General features: G+C 65.1%; 12 protein-coding genes. 4 read left to right on the plus strand and 8 right to left on the minus strand.

Features of this window, described 5'->3' with window-relative positions; translation table 11 throughout:
- The first annotated feature begins 100 nt into the window (after window positions 1-100).
- The 4 genes from dnaA to gyrB all read left to right on the plus strand — a co-directional run bounded on the left by dnaA (window position 101) and on the right by gyrB (window position 6,409).
- Window positions 101-1,507 carry a chromosomal replication initiator protein DnaA gene (gene dnaA, locus RVY76_RS00005; protein WP_317374922.1) on the plus strand — a complete coding sequence of 469 codons (1,407 nt, stop codon included), beginning with the start codon at window positions 101-103 and terminating at the stop codon, window positions 1,505-1,507.
- 96 nt (window positions 1,508-1,603) lie between these two features.
- Window positions 1,604-2,722: a DNA polymerase III subunit beta gene (gene dnaN, locus RVY76_RS00010; RefSeq protein WP_317374924.1), complete on the plus strand. Its 1,119-nt coding sequence runs from the start codon at window positions 1,604-1,606 to the stop codon at window positions 2,720-2,722.
- A gap of 82 nt (window positions 2,723-2,804) precedes the next feature.
- Window positions 2,805-3,899 (plus strand): DNA replication/repair protein RecF, encoded by a 1,095-nt coding sequence (gene recF / locus RVY76_RS00015; protein WP_317374926.1) that lies wholly within the window; start codon window positions 2,805-2,807, stop codon window positions 3,897-3,899.
- A 95-nt stretch (window positions 3,900-3,994) separates the two neighbouring features.
- Window positions 3,995-6,409 (plus strand): DNA topoisomerase (ATP-hydrolyzing) subunit B, encoded by a 2,415-nt coding sequence (gene gyrB / locus RVY76_RS00020; protein ID WP_317374928.1) that lies wholly within the window; start codon window positions 3,995-3,997, stop codon window positions 6,407-6,409.
- Window positions 6,410-6,554: 145 nt separating this feature from the next.
- Here the strand turns inward: gyrB and RVY76_RS00025 are convergent, their stop codons facing one another.
- The 8 genes from RVY76_RS00025 to RVY76_RS00060 form a co-directional block, all read right to left on the minus strand.
- Window positions 6,555-9,632, minus strand: coding sequence for an ATP-binding protein (locus RVY76_RS00025; protein ID WP_317374929.1), 3,078 nt, complete (start codon window positions 9,630-9,632; stop codon window positions 6,555-6,557).
- The gene (locus tag RVY76_RS00030; protein ID WP_317374931.1) at window positions 9,626-10,567 is read right to left on the minus strand and encodes a response regulator; all 942 of its coding nucleotides are present in this window, start codon (window positions 10,565-10,567) and stop codon (window positions 9,626-9,628) included. The genes RVY76_RS00025 and RVY76_RS00030 overlap by 7 nt, the downstream gene beginning before the upstream one ends.
- A gap of 6 nt (window positions 10,568-10,573) precedes the next feature.
- The gene (locus tag RVY76_RS00035; RefSeq protein ID WP_317374933.1) at window positions 10,574-11,989 is read right to left on the minus strand and encodes an HlyD family type I secretion periplasmic adaptor subunit; all 1,416 of its coding nucleotides are present in this window, start codon (window positions 11,987-11,989) and stop codon (window positions 10,574-10,576) included.
- 1 nt (window position 11,990) lies between these two features.
- Window positions 11,991-14,207, minus strand: coding sequence for a peptidase domain-containing ABC transporter (locus tag RVY76_RS00040; protein WP_317374935.1), 2,217 nt, complete (start codon window positions 14,205-14,207; stop codon window positions 11,991-11,993).
- Window positions 14,204-15,847: an ABC transporter ATP-binding protein gene (locus tag RVY76_RS00045; RefSeq protein WP_317374936.1), complete on the minus strand. Its 1,644-nt coding sequence runs from the start codon at window positions 15,845-15,847 to the stop codon at window positions 14,204-14,206. Before RVY76_RS00045 ends, RVY76_RS00040 begins: the two co-directional genes overlap by 4 nt.
- Before the next feature lie 43 nt (window positions 15,848-15,890).
- Window positions 15,891-17,963: a hypothetical protein gene (locus tag RVY76_RS00050; RefSeq protein ID WP_317374937.1), complete on the minus strand. Its 2,073-nt coding sequence runs from the start codon at window positions 17,961-17,963 to the stop codon at window positions 15,891-15,893.
- 176 nt (window positions 17,964-18,139) lie between these two features.
- Window positions 18,140-19,186, minus strand: coding sequence for a homocysteine S-methyltransferase family protein (locus RVY76_RS00055; RefSeq protein ID WP_317374938.1), 1,047 nt, complete (start codon window positions 19,184-19,186; stop codon window positions 18,140-18,142).
- A 116-nt stretch (window positions 19,187-19,302) separates the two neighbouring features.
- A complete protein-coding gene (locus RVY76_RS00060) occupies window positions 19,303-19,605 on the minus strand; it encodes a hypothetical protein (RefSeq protein ID WP_317374940.1) in 303 nt (100 codons plus the stop codon).

Genomic DNA, 19,605 nt, shown 5'->3' on the forward strand with positions numbered 1-19,605 from the left:
CGAACGGTTGTCCTTTGCCTCCTCCGGTGACCGATCGCGCATATGGGCGCGTCCTTCCCCTCGCGGGCAGGGCGGATGAGACAGGGACAGGATCTTGAACATGACGCGTGACACTTGGGGCCGGGTGAAAGAGCAGCTGAAGGCAAGCGTCGGGCAGAACAACTTCTCTGCCTGGATCGAGCCGCTGGAATTCTCCGATCTCTCGGACGGCGTCCTGACCTTTCTCGTGCCGTCGGTCTTCATGGGCAACTGGGTCGATCGCTACTTCCGCGATTCGATCCTCCACGAGGTGAATGCGAGCGGCCAGTCGGCACGCCGCCTGGCCTTCGAGGTGCGCGAGACCGCGAACGAGGCCGAGAGCCCCGCGGCACCGGCCGAGGAGGCACCCCGTCCGGCGCGTGCGGCCGACCCGGCCGCCGAGGCACAGGCGCGATCCCTCTCGGCCTTCGCGCAGACCGGCGCGAAGCTCGACGAGAAGTTCACCTTCTCGAGCTTCGTCGTCGGCAAGCCCAACGAGCTTGCCCATGCCGCCGCGCGCCGCGTGGCCGAGGGCGGGCCCGTCTCGTTCAACCCGCTTTTCCTCTATGGCGGCGTGGGCCTCGGCAAGACACACCTGATGCATGCAATCGCCTGGGAGCTGAAGGAGCGCAGCCCCGAGAAGCGGGTGCTCTATCTCTCTGCCGAGAAGTTCATGTATCGCTTCGTGCAGGCGTTGAGGGATCGGGACATGATGGGCTTCAAGGAGCTCTTCCGGTCGGTCGATGTGCTTATCGTCGACGACATCCAGTTCATCGCCGGCAAGGACAGCACGCAGGAAGAGTTCTTTCACACGTTCAACGCGCTGGTCGATCTGAGGAAGCAGGTCATCCTGTCGGCCGATTGCGCGCCGGGCGATATCGAGGGAATGGAGCACCGAATCGTCAGTCGTCTGCAATCGGGGCTGGTCGTGGACCTGCATCCGACATCCTACGAGTTGCGACTCGGCATCCTGCAGTCGAAATGCGACTATTTCGGCCAGCAATTCCCGGGCGTGCAGATCGGCGATGGCGTGCTCGAGCTTCTGGCCCATCGCATCACCGGCAACGTCCGCGTCCTCGAAGGCGCGCTTACGCGCCTCTATGCGCATGGATCCTTCATGCACCGCGAGATCGACGTGGATCTGGCGCAGGAATGCCTGCGCGACCTTCTGCGGACGAGCGACGTGCGCATCACGGTGGACGAGATCCAGCGCAAGGTCGCGGATCACTTCAACATCCGCCTGTCGGACCTGCTCGGCCCCAAGCGCAATCGCGTCTATGCGCGTCCGCGCCAGATCGCGATGTACCTTGCCAAGGCGTTGACGGACCGGTCGCTGCCCGACATCGCGCGCCGTTTCGGCGGGCGCGATCACACCACGATCATGCACGGCATCAAGAAGATCGACCAACTCAGGATCGAGGATCGCCAGATCGAGGAAGACATCGCGATGCTGCGCCGCGCACTGGGCGGGCAGGACGCGCAGGCTTGACCTCGATGCCACAGCGGCGCATGCGCGATGCGATGAATGTTGCATCGCCTGCCGGAACCGCTAGCGTCGCCGTCCCGAGACCTGTTGGAGCGTGACATGAAAATCAGCATCGAGCGTAGCGTCCTTCTCAAGGCCGTCGCCCGCGCGCAATCGGTGGTCGAGCGGCGCAACACCATCCCGATCCTCGCCAATGTCCTGATCGAGGCCGAGGGCGACGAGGTGACGTTCCGCGCCACCGATCTCGACATCGAAGTGACGGATCGCGCGCCCGCGAAGGTCGAGCGCGCCGGGGCGACGACCGTCAACGCCGTCACCTTCCATGAGATCGTGCGCAAGCTGCCCGACGGCGCGCTGGTGAGCCTGACCGACGACAGCGGTGCCGGGCGGCTCAGCGTCGAGGCGGGACGCTCGCATTTCGCGCTCGCCACATTGCCGCGCCAGGATTTCCCGGTCATGGCGACGAGCGAATACGCCGCGAAGTTCACCGCCCCAGCGCCCGTGCTGCGGCGGTTGTTCGACAAGTCGAAATTCGCGATCTCCACCGAGGAGACGCGGTATTACCTCAACGGTGTCTACATGCACGTGGCCGAGGGCGACGAAGGTCGGGTGCTGCGCTGCGTCGCGACCGACGGCCACAGGCTTGCGCGGATCGACGCGGAGCTTCCGGCCGAGGCTGAGGGCATGCCGGGCGTCATCGTTCCGCGCAAGGCGGTGGGCGAGCTTCGCAAGCTGCTCGAGGACGACGAGACGGAGATCGAGGTTTCGGTCTCGGAGACGAAAGTCCGCTTTGCCACGCCCGAGATCACGCTGACCTCGAAGGTGATCGACGGCACGTTCCCCGATTACACCCGCGTCATCCCGCAGGGGAACACCCGCAAGCTCGAGGTGGATGCCGCCGATTTCGCGCGCGCGGTCGACCGCGTGGCCACGGTAAGCTCGGAGCGGTCGCGCGCGGTCAAGATGCAGCTCGAAGAGGATCGGCTGATCCTGTCGGTCAACGCGCCCGATGCCGGCAATGCCGAGGAGGAGCTGGTCGTCGCCTATTCCGACGAGCGGCTGGAGATCGGCTTCAACGCCAAGTACCTCCTCGAGATCGCGGGGCAGGTCGATCGCGAGAACGCCGTCTTCCTCTTCAATTCCTCCGGCGACCCGACCCTGATGCGCGAGGGCGGCGACATGTCGGCCGTCTATGTCGTCATGCCGATGCGGGTTTGATCGGGGCATCGAAGTCGGAGGGGGCCAGCCCCCGCCTCGCTCCGCTCGGCCCCCCGGAGTATTTCGGGACAGATGAAGCGGAATGGCGGCGCGGATGCACCTGACGCGGCTTGCCCTGTCGCATTTCAGATCGCACCGGCGGGCGGAGATCGATCTCGACGGGCGACCCTTGGCGATCTTCGGTCGCAACGGCGCGGGCAAGACCAACCTGATTGAGGCGGTGTCGATGCTGTCGCCGGGGCGCGGCCTGAGACGCGCGGCGGCCGACGAGATGATGCGCCGGCCGCAATCGATCGGCTGGCGCGTCGCGGCCGAGATCGCCGGCCCGGATATCCGTCACGAGATCGAACTGCGCGCCGAGGCGGGGCAGGGGCGCGGCGTGCGCGTCGACGGCAAGTCGCAGCCGCAGGTGGCACTCGGGCGGATCGTTCCGATGCTCTGGCTCGTGCCGTCGATGGACAGGCTCTGGATCGAGAGCGCGGACGGAAGACGGCGGTTCCTCGACCGCATGACGATGAGCTTCCTGCCGGGGCACGGCGATGCGGTGCTCGCCTACGAGAAGGCGATGCGCGAGCGCAACAGGCTGCTGCGCGACGAGATCGACGATCCCGGCTGGTACGCGGCGCTCGAGGCACGGATGGCCGAGGCGGGAGAGCGGATCGTCGCGGGCCGGGCGGAGGCCGTCGCCCGGATCGGGGCCGCGCAGGCCGAGGCCACCACGGCCTTTCCCGTGGCGGATCTGGCGATTGCGGGGCCGACCGAGGCGGGAGATTTCTCGGCCGACGCACTCGCGCGGGGACGCGGCCGCGACAGAGCGGCCGGTCGCACGCTCTCGGGGCCGCATCGCGCCGATCTCGAGGCGGTCTATCGCGACAAGGGCGTCGCGGCCGCGCAGGCCTCGACCGGAGAGCAGAAGGCGCTGCTGATCTCGCTGGTACTGGCCAATGCGCGGGCCCTGCGCGACGGAGAAGGGCGTGCGCCGATCCTCCTTCTCGACGAGGTGTCGGCCCATCTCGACGCGGGCAGGCGAGAGGCGCTCTACGACGAAATCTGCGCGCTCGGGGTGCAGGCATGGATGACCGGCACCGGGTCCGAATTGTTCGACGCGCTGGGCTCGCGCGCCGCGCGGTTCGAGATCGTGGAGGAAGGCGGCGAGAGCCGCGTTCTGCCACGCTGAGGGAAAGCCGCAGCCGACATCCATAATCGGCCGTATGGCGTGACATCCCCGCCGGAAATCCTTACAAAACGGGAGAAGTCGAAAAGCAGGCGGACATGACCGAACAAATTCTTCAGACGGAAGATTACGGCGCGGATTCCATCAAGGTCCTGAAGGGCCTCGAGGCGGTGCGAAAGCGTCCGGGCATGTATATCGGCGATACCGATGACGGGTCCGGCCTGCACCATATGGTCTACGAGGTCGTCGACAACGGCATCGACGAGGCTCTGGCGGGTCATGCGGACGCGGTTACGGTCACACTCCATGCCGACGACAGTGTGTCTGTCAGCGATAACGGTCGCGGCATTCCGGTGGGTATCCATGAGGAGGAGGGCGTGAGCGCGGCCGAGGTCATCATGACCCAGCTCCATGCCGGGGGCAAGTTCGATCAGAATTCATACAAGGTTTCCGGTGGCTTGCACGGTGTCGGCGTGTCGGTGGTCAACGCGCTGAGCGATTGGCTCGAACTCAGGATCTGGCGCGACGGGTCCGAGCATGTCGCCCGCTTCGAGCGTGGCGAGACGGTTCGCCATCTCGAGGTCGTGGGCGATGCGGATGGCCGCAAGGGGACCGAGGTGCGGTTCCTGGCCTCCACCAGTACGTTCAGCAATCTCGAATACAGCTTCGAGACGCTGGAACGTCGCCTGCGCGAGCTTGCCTTCCTAAATTCCGGCGTCCGGATCGTGCTGCGCGACGAGCGGGCCACCGAGCCGAAGGAGACGGTGCTTTTCTACGAGGGCGGCGTGCGGGAATTCGTCAAGTATCTCGATCGCTCGAAGACGCCCGTCATGACCGAGCCGATCTTCTTCTCCGGCGAACGCGACGGCATCACCGTCGAGGTCGCGATGTGGTGGAACGACGGCTACAACGAGATGGTCCTGCCCTTCACCAACAACATCCCGCAGCGCGACGGCGGCACGCATCTGGCCGGTTTCCGGGGCGCGCTCACGCGGACGATCAATCTCTATGCCGGATCGAGCGGGATCGCCCGGAAGGAGAAGATCAACTTTACCGGCGACGATGCGCGCGAGGGGTTGACCTGCGTGCTGTCGGTCAAGGTGCCCGACCCGAAATTCTCGAGCCAGACCAAGGACAAGCTCGTGAGCTCCGAGGTGCGTCCGGCGGTCGAGGGGCTGATGAACGAGAAGCTCTCCGAGTGGTTCGAGGAGAACCCGAACGAAGCGCGCCAGATCGTCACCAAGATCGTCGAAGCCGCACTCGCCCGGGAGGCGGCGCGCAAGGCGCGCGAGATGACGCGCAAGAAATCGACCTTCGACGTCGCGAACCTTCCCGGCAAGCTCGCCGATTGCCAGACAAAGGATCCGAGCCAGCGCGAGATCTTCATCGTGGAGGGCGATTCGGCAGGCGGATCGGCCAAGCAGGGACGCGCGCGGTTCAATCAGGCGGTCCTGCCGCTCAAGGGCAAGATCCTCAACGTCGAGCGGGCGCGCTTCGACCGAATGCTGTCCTCGGCCGAGATCGGCACGCTGATCACCGCCTTCGGGACCGGGATCGGGCGCGAGGAATTCGACATCGCCAAGCTGCGCTACCACAAGATCGTCATCATGACGGATGCCGATGTCGACGGCGCGCATATCCGCACGCTGTTGCTGACGTTCTTCTTCCGCCAGATGCCCGAGATCATCGAGGGCGGGTATCTCTACATCGCGCAGCCGCCGCTCTACAAGGTGATGCGCGGCAAGTCGGAGGTCTATCTCAAGGATGAAATTGGGCTCGAGAACTACCTGATCCAACAGGGAATCGACGGTGCGGTCCTGCGTCTAAAGGACGGGACCGAGATCGCGGGCAATGACCTTCTGCGCGTGGTCGAGGAGGCGCGGCAGGTGCGCCGCATCCTGCAGAGCTTTCCCACCCATTACCCGGTCCGGATCCTCGAACAGGCGGCGATCGCGGGGGCATTCGATCCTTCGGTGCAGAACGATCTGCAGGCGGCGGCGGATTCCGTCGCGGCGCGGCTCGATCAGGTCGCGCTCGAATATGAGACTGGCTGGCAGGGGCGCATCACGCAGGATCATGGCCTTCGTCTCGCCCGTGTCCTTCGCGGGGTGGAGGAGATCCGCACGCTCGACGGTGCGGTGCTCCGCAGCTCGGAAGGGCGGCGGCTCGGAGAGCAGACGGAGCTTCTGCGCGGTGTCTACCGCGATCCGGCCGAGCTCGTCCGCAAGGAGCGGAGCCTCACGATCCACGGACCGCTCGACCTACTCGACGCGATTACCGAAGAGGGCCAGCGCGGTCTTACGCTCCAGCGCTACAAGGGGTTGGGAGAGATGAACCCCGACCAGCTCTGGGAGACGACGCTCGATCCAGAGGCACGCACGTTGTTGCAGGTTCGGATCGAAGACGTGGCCGAGGCCGACGACATCTTCACCAAGCTCATGGGCGACGTGGTCGAGCCACGCCGGGACTTCATCCGTTCGAACGCGCTCTCGGTCGAGAATCTCGACACCTGATCGGGAGGCGATCCAGCACTGGTACTCTAGGAGGCGAAAAGGTCTTCGCCGGCGGCTCGGATACGGTGGGACATCGGATGAGCGCGTCGCGCTCGTTCGACCGTGGGCGATGCCCGTCTGAGGCTTGGGATGCCGATGCGCGGCGTCACGAAGCCATTGCAAGCGGGGGGCTTCCCTCGCCGCCCTTCGCGTATTTGCGGATCGTGACGATGTAGTCGGTCAGTGCGGTCTCGAGCGCGTCCACGAGGGCGACGATCTCGGGCTGAACAGGATCGGGCGCACCGGCGACGTCCTCCAACCGGGCAGCGAGATACGCGACGCGAGACGCCCCGAGCATCCGGGCCGAGGATTTCATCGTATGGCCCAACCGGGAGCAGGCCACGTAGTCCCGTCGGTCGATCATCGCCCGCATATCCCTGATCTTGGACGGGCTTTCGCCGCAGAACATCCCCAGAAGCCTTGCGAAGCGATCCTTCATCACGGAGCGTGCAGTCGCGAGTACGGTCGCGTCGACAATCGGAAGATCGCTCGAGGCCGGCACATTGGATCTTCGTTTCTGAGCGGTCTTAGGGGGATGACCATTGGCAGTCGCTTGAACGGCCGTGTTGGTCGGGGAAACGGATGCCGCGGGTGAAAGGACCGGCGATGCGGGTTCGGCGAATTCCTCCGGCGCGGCGGGCGGGGCGTCGATGATCGGCGTATCGCTTGGGCGTTCAGTATTCGTCGGCACCTGACGGTCGGCTGCCTTCACCCCACGGCCGGGCAATTGCCGGTTCAGCGCATCGCAGAGATCCGCGCCCCGGAGTGGTTTGCTGAGATAATCGTCCATTCCCGCAGCGAGGCAGCGTTCGCGGTCGCCTTTCAGCGCGTTCGCGGTCAGCGCGATGATCGGAATGCGGGCGATCTTTCCCTCGGACATCGCGGCTTTCAGGATCGATGCGGCCGTGAAGCCGTCCATGATCGGCATCTGGCAATCCAGAAGGATGGCATCGACCATCTCTCCGCCCAACATCAGATCGACTGCTTCCTTTCCGTTCTCGACCTGTACGGTTTCGCAGGCGCGCTCCTTCAGGAGGGCGGAGGCATACATCTGGTTGACCCCGTCATCCTCGACGAGAAGCACGCGAATGCCCGGGAAGTGATAGAGTTCACCACTGCATTCGGGTTCGGCGACCTGCCGTCCGAATTTGCGATGCGCGACCGCTTCGGCGATGCTCGCCATCAGCGTCTCGGGCAGATAGGGGGCTTCGCAGACGAAATCCGCGGCAGTCGCCTCGGTGACTTCGGCGGGCGAAATCGACTCGACGCTGCCGCGCAGCCAGCCGGCCTTGAACGCATGGGTGGTCGCGCCGCGCAATTCCGCGATCAGGGCCACGTCGTCGGTGAGCAGGATGTCGAACGGATCGTTCGCGCTTTCTGCGAGGAGGAGGCGTTCCCGCGCGCTTCGGAGGTCGGGAACGTGGCGGGCGAACCCGCCGATCCGCTCGAATGAGTTCACGAGTGCCTTCGACAGGGTCGCGTTCTCGAGGGCGATGAGGACGTTCTGGGTCGCGGCCACCGCAAATTCCCGTCTGCGCGGCTGAGTCTCGCGCGAGAGATCGAGATCGACCGCAAAAGTGAAGGTCGATCCCTGTCCTTCCGTGCTCTGAACCTCGATCTCGCCTCCCATCTTGGCGACGATCTGCTGGGAGATGCTGAGCCCCAGGCCCGTCCCGCCGTAACGGCGCGTGGTGCTGACATCGGCCTGGCTGAAGGCCTCGAATATCTCGCGTTGCTTCGCGGCGGAGATCCCGATGCCGGTATCCTCGACTGCGAAACGCAACCGGGCCCGCCGGCTTTCGGTATCGTGGCTCTCGACCGAAATGCGCATCATGACATGGCCGGCCGACGTGAACTTGATGGCGTTGGACAACAGGTTGGTCATCACCTGCTGGAGGCGCAGGGCATCGACGCGGATCTTGCGCGGAACGTCGAGGGGCAGCGCCACGTAGACCGGCAGGTTCCGGGGCGCGGCTAGGACGTTCACCGCGCGGAAGGTATCGGCGACCAGCCTGCCAAGGTCGGCTTCCTCGATGTCGAGTTCGAAGGCATCCGCCTCGATCTTGGAAAAATCGAGGATCTGGTTGATATGCGACAGAAGCGCTTCGCCCGATCGGGTCAGCGTCTTGAGCTGTTCGGTCTGGCTGGCCGTCAGCGGGCTTCTCCCCATGAGTTCGGCCATGCCGAGGATGCCGTTCAGCGGCGTGCGCATCTCGTGGCTCATCGTGGCGAGGAAGCGCGTCTTGCGGAAGTTCGAGTTCTCGGCCATCCGGCCTGCGGCATGCGCGATGCGGATGTGACGCAGGGTGATCAGGCCCATCGTCAGCAACAGGATCGGAACGGCAAGCTGGGTGAGCAGGCTCGGGAGATGGGTGCGGATGTACCATTCCAGCATGCCGGGTCGCGAGGTAGCGACCGTGAATTCGAGTTCCGCGTCGGCAACCTTCAAGACGAACGATGACAGATTGGGATGGGCAATGCCATTCGATACGTTCTGCAAGGCGGTCCTCACGCCGTTCTGCAGGACGCCGATGCTTAGGATCTCGGCATCGGCCGAATTGCCGAGGCTGCGCGCGAGATTCTCGATGTTGAACGAGGTGAACGCGATCCCGTTGTAATTTCGGGCCCCCTGTTCACGCACTCGGGCGAACACCGTCACGACGTCGCTTTCATCCGCATTGGTCGCGAAGGGCGCGCCGAGCCTGAGGTGCCGGGTCACGCCTTGCGTGTCCATCGCCTGGACCATCGCATTCACGGTCGGGCCGAATTTCACCGGGTCGAACTCCGTCACGGTGCCGTCCGTGCCGACTATGGCGCTCCGGTTCGTGTCGCTCGACTTGTCCAGATTGATCCATCCCGCGACGGGCTCGTAGATCTGGTGGCGCTGATGGAGCGTCCCCATGAATATCCCGACATCCTCGAGTTCGACATCCTCGGAGGACCTGTAATATTGCTCGAGCGCAATCAGCCCTCCGAGCAGGCTCATCCGGCGATCCTTCGCCTTGAGCTCCATGCGATTGAGCGTCGTCTCCTCGCTGAGGGCCATCTCGCTTCGGTAGATCTCGCGCGAGGCGTAGAACTGGACGCCGATCGTCACGATCAGGATCGCCGCACCCAGGACGACGATATAGCCTGGCGTTGGGCCGAACCGAAGACCTTGCGCCGCCTTGGTCGCATCTACCATTCGAGTTCCTTGCCGTTGCGGACGACACCTACGGCCTGATTTCCCGTCGCGTTGAACCGCAGCAGGTCGAACGACAGCGTGCGGGCCTGCAGCAGACCCCGCCCGTGTGTCGAGGCTGATCTGGACGTGTCGATGCTCATGTAGTCGCGCCAGTGAAATCCCGGGCCCGGATCCGTGACCGAGATCACGTCCCCGTCCTCGCGGCGCATGAAGGCGACCTGCACGAGCCGATCGGCGGGGCAGGCCGCGGCGCGGCGGTCGACTTCCTCGCGCCAGATTCCGTCCCTTAGCAGCCGGCCCTTGGCCTCGTAGCCGATGCCGCAAAGCCCGTGTTCGATCGCGTTGACGAGGAGAGCGCCGATACCGGGCAGGACGCGCTCCGGAACTGTGAAATGGTTGGCAAGAAACCCGCTCAGCGATTCGGCCTCGGAAAGGGTACGGATTTCGAATCGGGCGGCGCGGGTCAGCGCGAAGCCCAGCGTATCGGATCCTCCTTTGGCCAGCTCCGAAAGCTCGCGCGCGCGGCGCAATGCGGCCGACATGACCGAGGCGAGGACACCGGTATCGACGGGTTTGGCGAGATGATAGAACACGCCCGCTTCGATCCCCATCCGGATCTCGGCCGGATCGTCGGTTCCCGTGACCATGATGACCGGGATGTTCCGCGTTGCGGCTTCGGCCTTCATCTTGCGGACGACCTCGACACCGTCCATTTCCGGCATGACGCGGTCGAGCAGGACGAGTCCGATATCGGCATGTGCGGCGAGGAGCTTCAACGCCTCCCGCCCGCTCTCTGCACTCAAAGCGGCATAGCCGAGATCCGCGACCTGGCCGCCAAGTGCCAGAAGGATGAACGGATCGTCATCGACGATCAGCACGCGCCCACCGCCGCTTCGCTGTACCGTATCGCCCGCCAGATCGCCGTGATGGAGCATGTCGTTTCAGCTTTCGTGGAACGCCCCGTCGAGGGCGAGCTTCACCGGCTTGAAGAGATAACCGAGAAGGGTTCTCTCGCCGTTAATGACGCTGGCCTCTACGGTCATGCCGGAGGTGATCGCGTTCAGCCCGGGTTCAGACCCAAGGTGGTCCTTTTCCAGTGTGATCTCGGCGACGAAATAGGGGGCACCGTCAGGCGTGGCGAATGAACCGGGGCTGATATAGGAAACGCTTCCCGGGATCGCGCCGAACCGGACGAAGTCGTAGGCACCGATCTTGACCTGGACCGGGGATCCGACCTCGATGCGACCCACATCCCGGGGATCGACGCGCACCTGCGCCATGAGCGGGACGTCGTCGGGAACGATCTGGCCGAAGCTGGTCCCGGGGGCCACGAAACTGCCCGGTGCCAGCCGCTCGCGCAGCTTGAGCCGGCCCGCGACGGGGGCGACGATCTGCGCGCGCGCGATCTGGCCGCGCAGCTTTTCCGCATTGAGCGCGGTATCGGCGAGGCTCGCCTCGATCTCGGAAAGCTGCTGGAGCACCTGCGAGCGGTCGCCCGAACCGACAGAGGAAAGACGCGCGTCGAATTCCCGGAGGGCTGTCCGGGCCTGGATTATCCGCTCCTCCAGCACGTCGAGCGTGCCCTCTGCGCTGACCACGTTGCGCCGAAGCTCGACGAGGTCGGAGAACCGGACGAGCCCCTGGGCATCGAGCGATTCCTGCCGGGTCAGGAGTTCCTGCAGATCTGCATGGGTGCGTTTGGCCGATTCTCGTTCGGCAAGAAGGGCGGTAAGGTCCTGATCCTTCTGCTCGCGCTGGCGCAGAACGACGGCGTGGCGGTCGGCATAATCGAGCTGCATGGCCTCGAGCGTCGCGCTCGCCTCGCGAATATCCGTGAGCGAGGCCGATCCGAACCGCGCGAAATCCGCCGGCCGGTCGTCGAGATAGGCCCGTAATCTTTCCGCACGGAGTTCCAGAGATCTTGCCCTTTCCTCCACCCGCGCGAGATCGTCCTCGAGCAGGGCGGTGTCGAGGCGCGCGATAGGGTCGCCCGCGTCGAGACGATCGCCGGATCCTGCCTGCAACTCCGTGAGGGTGCCGCCGTCGGGATGGTGGAGATCACGCTCGAAGCCGCTGGGGGCGATCTGTCCGGACGCGCGTACCACCTCTGGTACGGTGGCGAACCCGGCCCAGGTCGCGAGCATCCCCAGAACGAGGCACATCGTCCAGATCACGCCGCGGGCGAGATGCGGATTTGTGTTTTCCTCGAGGCGGATCGATTTCGACAGGTACCGCAATTGGGAATTCGAGCGAACGGATCGCGCCAAGGACGCATTGCGCGGAGCGACGGACACGGTATCGGACGATGTCGAGGCGGGCAGGGTAAAGTGGTTCGGGACCTGTGGTGCCATGGTCATGTCAAATCATCCCTATGATCTTGTCGGGCGAGCCCACGATCGGAGGTGCCCCGCGCCTCAGCGCGACGACACGGTCGGCCCTGCGCAGGAAGTCGTTTCGATAGGTCACGAAAAGGATCGCGCGATCGCTTGCCGCCATGCGCAGACAAGCCTGAAGATCCTCGTCGAGACCGGCGATGAGAACGGTCGCGGGCATCTCGTCGATAAGAAGAATTCGCGATGGCCTGAGCATGGCGCGGGCGAGCCCGATCCGGTGCGCGAGCAGCGCGTCGTGGAAATCCGCGCGCTCCAGCGGTGCGTCGAGACCGTCCGGCCGCGCCGCGATCGCCTCCCAGGCACCCACCAGTTCGAGCGTGGCCTGCAGGTCCGCGTCCCGCGCCAGCGGCATTGTGCAGCGAAGGTTGTCGGCAAAACTACCCTCGAAAAGGTCGATTTTCTGCGGGACGTAGGCGATCTGCTGGCGCAGGTCGTCGGGCCGGAGTTGACGAAGGTCGAACCCGCCGACCCGGATCGTACCGAGCGTCGGCTGGTGCACGCCCAGCACCATCTTCAGGATGCTCGTCTTGCCCGCACCATTGGGGCCGGTAATTGCAACGGTTTCGCCCTCGCGGATCTTGAGATCGAGACCCGTGAAGAGCGGCATGGTGCCCGCTCCGTATCGCAGCGCGACGCCCGAGAATTCCAGATGTGCCTTGAGCCTTGTGCTCGACAGGGCGTTCGTATGGCTGCGTACCTCCGCCTCGGCCTCCATCAGCTTGTCGACTTGCGCGACGGCGTTGCGCATCTGTTCGACGCGGGGGACCATCCCGCACAGCGCATGGAGCGGCCCCACGCAGCGCCAGATGAGCATGAGCGACGCGATCAGCGCGCCGGTCCCCATCTGGTCCGCCCAGATCCGTTCGGCCCCGACCCAGAGCGTCGCGAGCGCCGCGAGACCGACGAGAAGGTGGCCGGACAATTCGCCGATATTCCCCAGCCTCGCGAGGCGCAGCTGCGCCGTGAGTTCGCGGCCCGAGATCTCGCGATATTTCGAGGCCCAAAGATACGACAGTCCGTCGAGGCGGATCGCATCGAGCTTCTCGAAGGTTTCGAGCGAGAATTGCTGCATGACCGACGCCTCGACCGCGGCCTCGCGGATCTGCACGCGGACGCGCCGCCAGATCAGCCAGAACGTCATGGCGAGCAAGGTGCAGGCGATGACGGGAACGAGGACGAGCGGCCCGGCGATGAGATAGAGCGCGAGCATCGCGAGAATCGCCGCCGGCAGTTCGAGAGCGGTCATCAGGACAGGCCCGCAGAACACGTCGCGGATTGACTCGAAGGTCTTGATCCTGGCGACCTGATCGGAGACCTGTGCCTGCTGAACCAGCGCGGCGGGCAGGCGCAGGAGCCGTTCGAAGATCTCGACCCCGACGAGGTAATCGAGCCGCGCGCCCAGCCACAGTACGAGCCGAGATCGCGCCACGCGCAACGCGATCTCCGCCAGGATCAGGCATCCGGCACCGATCGCCAGATGCGTCATCAGGCCCGCCACGCGCGGCTCAAGGGCTCGCTCGTAGATCAGCATGATGAGGAGCGGAACGGCGAGCGACAGGAGGTTGAGGCATCCGCCGATCACGAGGATCTGGGCGAGCTGCGGTGTGAACCTTTGCAGAACGACGCGAAACCAGCCTTTGCCCGAATGCTTGCGGCGGGCGGACGACGTCGGCAGGCGGTCCTCGTCGATGCGCTGGAACAGATACGCGGTTCCGTCCCGCGCGATCGGCGGTATTCCGGCTTTCGCCTGACTGCCCTCGAACCGCATGTCGAGTGTTGCCGAGACGATGTCGCCCGCCCAGCGGATCTCGGGGGCCGCCGGATGTTCCGCGGCGGCATCGCGGCCTGTCAGGATCAGGGCAGGGGAGAGGCGCGGGTCGAGCGTCGAAAGGCGTCCGGTGATGCGGGCACTGCGATAGCCGAGATTGGCCATGGCGTTGCAGAGTTCCAGCACGCCGAACCGCCCGCCGACGGGCAATGCGGTGGCGACCCTCCGCGCGCTTGCATAGGGATCGAGACGCAGGACGAGCGCGCAGAAGCAGAGCGCAAGCGGCTCGTCACGCGGGTCGACCTGCCAGAGCGTCGCGCGCAGGTTCTCGTAGAGCGTATGGACCGCCGTTTCCGCGACATCCGGCACGATGCGATCGGGGTCTGGCGTGAAGCCGGTCTGGAGAAGGCTCATATCCGCAACTCCCGGTATGTCGACAGGGCGAGGCTCCTCGGAGCGACGATGGGCACTTCCTCGATCCGTCCACCGGCGATCCGCAGATGACGGGTCGCAAGGTCGCGCATGTTGCGGTCGCGTGTGGTCAGCACGATCGTTGCCCGCCCCTTGAGCCGCGTGAACAACTCGTAGACGGCCGTATAGGATCGCCGGTCGAGCCCGGTATCGGCGTGATCGAAGAGGATGAGCCGCGGGCGGGGGGCCAGTTGCCGGACCAGCGTCGCGCGCTGCTTGAGGCCCGGCGGGATGGGGTCGCTGCCCGAACCGTCGAGCGGTGTGTCGAGCCCCCTCGGAAGGGCCGCGATATCCGCCTCAAGCCCCAGGAGCCGCGCGACGTAGAAAACGTCCGTCAGCGGCGACCGTCCAAACGAGGACAGGTTGTCCATGAGCGTGCCGCGATAGATGACGCCGTCGCGCTGAAGGAACGCGACCTGCGCCGCACGGATATTCTCCGGCAGGAGGTGAGGCTCGCGATCGTTGAGCAGCACCTCGCCGTTATTCGGACGGTCGAGCCCCGCGATGGCGCGGAATAACGCGCTGGGCGAATTGCCTGAGGCCGTCTCCAGGAGGCAAAGATCGCCGGGCTCGATCCTCAGGTCCGCGCAGTCCACCCGGTCGGGATCGTCGTCGTTCCCGCAGGAAAAGCCAAGCAGACGCAGCGAGCCGGTATTCGCCGGCGGCTCGGATGGCGCGGGCCGTTCCGGGACCGGAACGAAAAGGAGCGAATTCGCCCTCTGCCGCGCATTGTCGAAGTCGTGTCGGCGCACGTAGAGCGCCAGCGCCTTCTGCACCGGCTGACCGATGCGGCCCGAAAGGATGACGGAGGCGATCATTGCCCCGACGGTGATCTGCCCGGCAAGCACCATCAGCGCACCACCGACCACGATGGACAGCGTCAGCAGGGTCGAGAAGCTCGCGACGACGTCGAAACCGCGCGTCAGGTTGCGCGCGACGCCGTATGTCGTCTCGCACGAGTCCCGCTTCAGGCATTCGTAGCGGCGCAGGAACCAGTCTTCCATCGCCATGGCCTTGATCGAATGCACGGAGCGGAGCGCCTGGATCACGAAATCGAAACGTAGGCCGTCGCACTGGTCCCGATGGGCGAGCGTCTTGGCGAAGGAGCGGCCGTTCGCAAGGGCGAAACCTGCAAAGATCGCGAGCGTGACGAGCGGCACGAGGGCAAGCGGACCGGCTATGGCCGCGATAAGCACGATCGCGATCGGCGCGAGGATCAATTCGAATGCCGTAACGAGCGTCTGTCCGCTGTTGCCGTCCTTCATCGCCCGGACAGCAGACAGAAGCGCGGTGCCGTTCGCCGAGCTTCGCACGGGATCGCCGCCGCGGTTGCCTGCCAGGACCGTTCCCATCGCCAAGAGGCCCGCACGATGCGCGAAGGCGGCCCCGTTCCGCGCGATGAGCTCCGAGCGGCAGAACCGCAGCACCACATCCACGATCATCAGTGCAGCCGCACCGAGAACGAGGATCCTGAGCGTCTCGGTCGACATGTTCGGCAGGATCCGGTCGTAGACCTGCAGAACCACGACCGGCAGGACGAGCTCGAGCGCCGTGATGCAGAGCGTAGCGGCGATCAGAGTCAAAGGCTGGATGCCGATGCCCAATCGCTTGCGCAGGTGACCGTGCCTAGAACCACCCTCCCTTCGAGATACTTCCAAGACCACCGCCTCCTAGCAAGCCGAGACTTTCATCGCCGATCGCGCCGAGGCCCGATGCAAGGTCGCCCACGGGCTCTCCGAGCGAGACGGCCCCGCTGTCCCCGATGATCGTTTCGGTATCGCCCAAAAGGCTTAAGGTTCCATCACCCTCGCTTACCGCCAAGGGATCGAAGCCGATAAGATCCACGGTGTCGTCGGTCGACAGCAGGAGGTCGATCTCGCCCGTCAGGTCGTCGAGCGCATCTGCGTCGATATCGACGGATGCCTCTCCGAGCGACAGGACCGGTTCGGTGCCGCCATCCGCCTCGCTCGATGTCAGCACCGGTGCATCGAGATCGATTCCGATATCGATATCGCCCACGAGCGTTTCGACAGGGTTGAGAGTCACGTCGACATCGAGATCGCCTGCACTGACTTCGAGATCCGTATCTGATGGCGCATCGGCGGGCGGTTCCGTCTCACTTCTCAAGTCGAGGTCGATATCGCCGAGGATGGCTTCCAGCGGATCGAGCGTGCCCTCCCCTCCAATACCGCCCGCATCGAGTGTCAGATCCGTATCTGCCGGATCCTCCTCCGGCGTTGCGGTGCCGTCCGGCAGCGCGCCGAGGTCGATGCCGAGATCCACGTCGATGTCTCCGACGATGTCCTCGACCGGGTCGAGCGTGACCTCCCCTCCGATGCCGCCCACATCGAGTGTCAGGTCGGTATCTTCCGGATCCTCCTCCGGCGCTGCGGTGCCGCCCGGCAGCGCGCCGAGGTCGATGCCGAGATCCACGTCGATGTCTCCGACGACGTCCTCGACCGGATCGAGCGTGACCTCCCCTCCGATGCCGCCCACATCGAGTGTCAGGTCGGTATCTTCCGGATCCTCCTCCGGCGTTGCGGTGCCGCCCGGCAGCGCGCCGAGGTCGATGCCGAGATCCACGTCGATATCTCCGACGATGTCCTCGACCGGGTCGAGCGTGACCTCCCCTCCGATGCCGCCCACATCGAGTGTCAGGTCGGTATCTTCCGGATCCTCCTGCGGCGTTGCGGTGCCGCCCTGCAACGCGCCGGGATCGATGCCGAGATCCACGTCGATGTCTCCGACGATGTCCTCGACCGGGTCGAGCGTGACCTCCCCTCCGATGCCGCCCGCATCGACTGCCAGATCGGTATCTGCCGGATCTCCGGCGTCGGATCCCTCCGAGGTGTTTCCACCACCGGGCTGGTCGATCTCATCGTTTCCATTCACGGGCGGGGTTGTGGGGGTTCCGCCGTCCGCATCGACAAGGCCGTGATCTGTCGGATCGTCCTGTCCGCCATCATCGGGCGAAGCGGGGAGAGTAGCCTCCGTATCGTCAGACGAATCGGTGGAAACCTGTTCCGGGTCGTAAACCGCATCGCCATCGGATGGCGATGACGTGTCATCCTGGACATGGGTGGGCTCGTTTTCCGTACGGGCATGCGCCATGTCCTCGATCTCGTTGACGGGCTCGTCGGGATCGGAAGGCTGGATGTCGCTGGCGATGACGGCATCGTTCATCGTCGATCCGGGGTTTTGGGTGTCGGACCCTTCTTCGATCGATGTGTCTGCCACCGACAGGTCAGGGGTGCCGTTCAGGAGGATTTCGGACGCCGCGGCGGTAGGCGTGAGGGACAGGTCGACTTCTGTGGCCCCCAAGAAGGAGGTCGGCGTTCCGAGCCCCGGGGTTTCGATCGTCTCCACTGCCGGACCTGACCTGAGCGGACCGGATATGCCAGCCCCGTCGGATGCATCGCTCTCATAGAGACTGCCCGTCTTGATGGAATCGGTGCCGGAGCCACGCGACACGACGCCGGCAAGGGATCCGGCGAGGACGTTCTCCTTCACGGCATCGAACTCGACGCCGTCGCTCTGGACCGGGCGCTGACCGTCATCGACCTGCGAGACGAGGCTTTCGTTTGCTGTCGTGCCGCCGGCCCCGAGAGTTTCACCGATGTCCAGAAGAAGGTCTTCGGATGTGAAATGCTCCGCGTCGAGCGCAACGTGGTCTGGCGGCAGATTGGCGCGAGGATTCATGGGAATTATTCCTTAATAAATTCCCTCATGAATAGGCGCGAAACATTGACGAATGCTTGGCAGAATATTTGCGATTTTCCTAAAAACGGGCAGTTCGGGGCATCGTGCACGGCGCGGCACGTTGCCGGATTCTCGAAAAGCGCCACGCGCGGGACACGCCCGCGCGTGGCGGTACTTCAGGCTCCGTCGCCCAGGGCGCGGATATGGGCGGGCAGGCGGTCGTGGCTTCCATACATGAAATGCGCCTCCATCCGCTCGGAGTAGCGGCTGGCCTCGGTCGTCCGGCCGACTGCCTCGGCCACCTCGCGGATCAGCATCGGGTTCGCCCCGCAGCAGACCCCGAGGTAGTTGATCCCGATGTCGCGCGCCTCGCGTGCGAAGGCACCGATCTCGTAGCGGTTGCATTGCAGCGGATCGAGCGCGGTCGGAAATGTCCGGCCGTGCGGGGCCGGGCAACCGCAACCGTGGTCGGAGAGGTTGAAGAAGGTGGGCTCCTCCGCCGTCGTGCGATAGGGCACAGGCAACGCCCCGACATGGCACGAAACCGCCGCGCGAACCTCACGAAGCCAGGGCAGCATCGTTTCGGGCCCGCGGAAGCAGTTGAGGCCCACCACGTCCGCTCCGCCCTGTTCGAGGCGCTGGCACGTCTCGACGATGCCGACGCCGTCCATCATCTCGTTCGCCGCCATCGGCGCGAGGGTCAGGACCACGGGCAAACCGCTGGCTTTCGCGACTTCCAGCGCGCAGAGCGCCTCGCCCGCGTAGTAGAACGTCTCGCCCACAATGATGTCGGCTCCTTCCTCGACGGCCCAGCCGACCATCTCCTCGAACATCGCGCGCACCTCGGCTTGCTTGGCGGAGTCGGCGGGGTCCCAGATGTTCGTGTTGGAGATGTTGCCGGCCATGAGGTTTCCGGGTTTGAGATCCGCAACCTCGCGCGCGATCCGCAACGCTGCACGGTTCAGCGGCTCCAGAAGCTCCTCCTTGCCGATCACGCGCATCTTCTCGCGGTGACCGTTATAGGTGAATGCCTCGACGATGTCGGATCCCGCCCGCTGGAAGTCGAGATGGAGGTTGCGCAGCGCCTCGGGATGTTCGAGCGCGACTTCGGGCACGAATTCGCCGGCGGCGAGGTAGCCTCGGCGTTCGAGCTCGAAGAGGAACCCCTCGGCGCAGATGACGGGGCCGGCATTCAGCGCGGCAGTCAGCGTGTTGTGGGTCATGTCCTTGATCCTTCTTGGGGAAGTGATGACCATCGTTCAGAATGCCGAGCCTGACGCGACGCGCGGCATGCGCGTCGCGACGCAATGGTCCTCGGATCGGGAAAAGCTGCCGGGCCTCAGGTCCCGCCGCGGCGCGCGCGCGAACCGCCGCGACGCCGCGGTGCGAGCGCACCGAGATCGAGGGGACTGAGCGGGCGCTGCAACGAGGCGCGGAGGAGATTGCAGAAGACCGCGACCGCCGGCTCGGATCGCTCGAGATCCATCGCCGCGAGATAGGCGCAGATCGCCTCCTCCTCGTAGGGGGCACTACCGGGCAGGCTGTCGAGCCACTGCACGTAGCCCATCAGCCCTATCTCTCGGGCGCGTTCACTGCTTTCGGGCCGCATCCTCAGCCCGTTGATCGTGTCGAATATGTCCAT

Origin of the sequence: Palleronia sp. LCG004, from assembly GCF_032931615.1 — a bacterium.
Lineage (GTDB): Bacteria > Pseudomonadota > Alphaproteobacteria > Rhodobacterales > Rhodobacteraceae > Palleronia.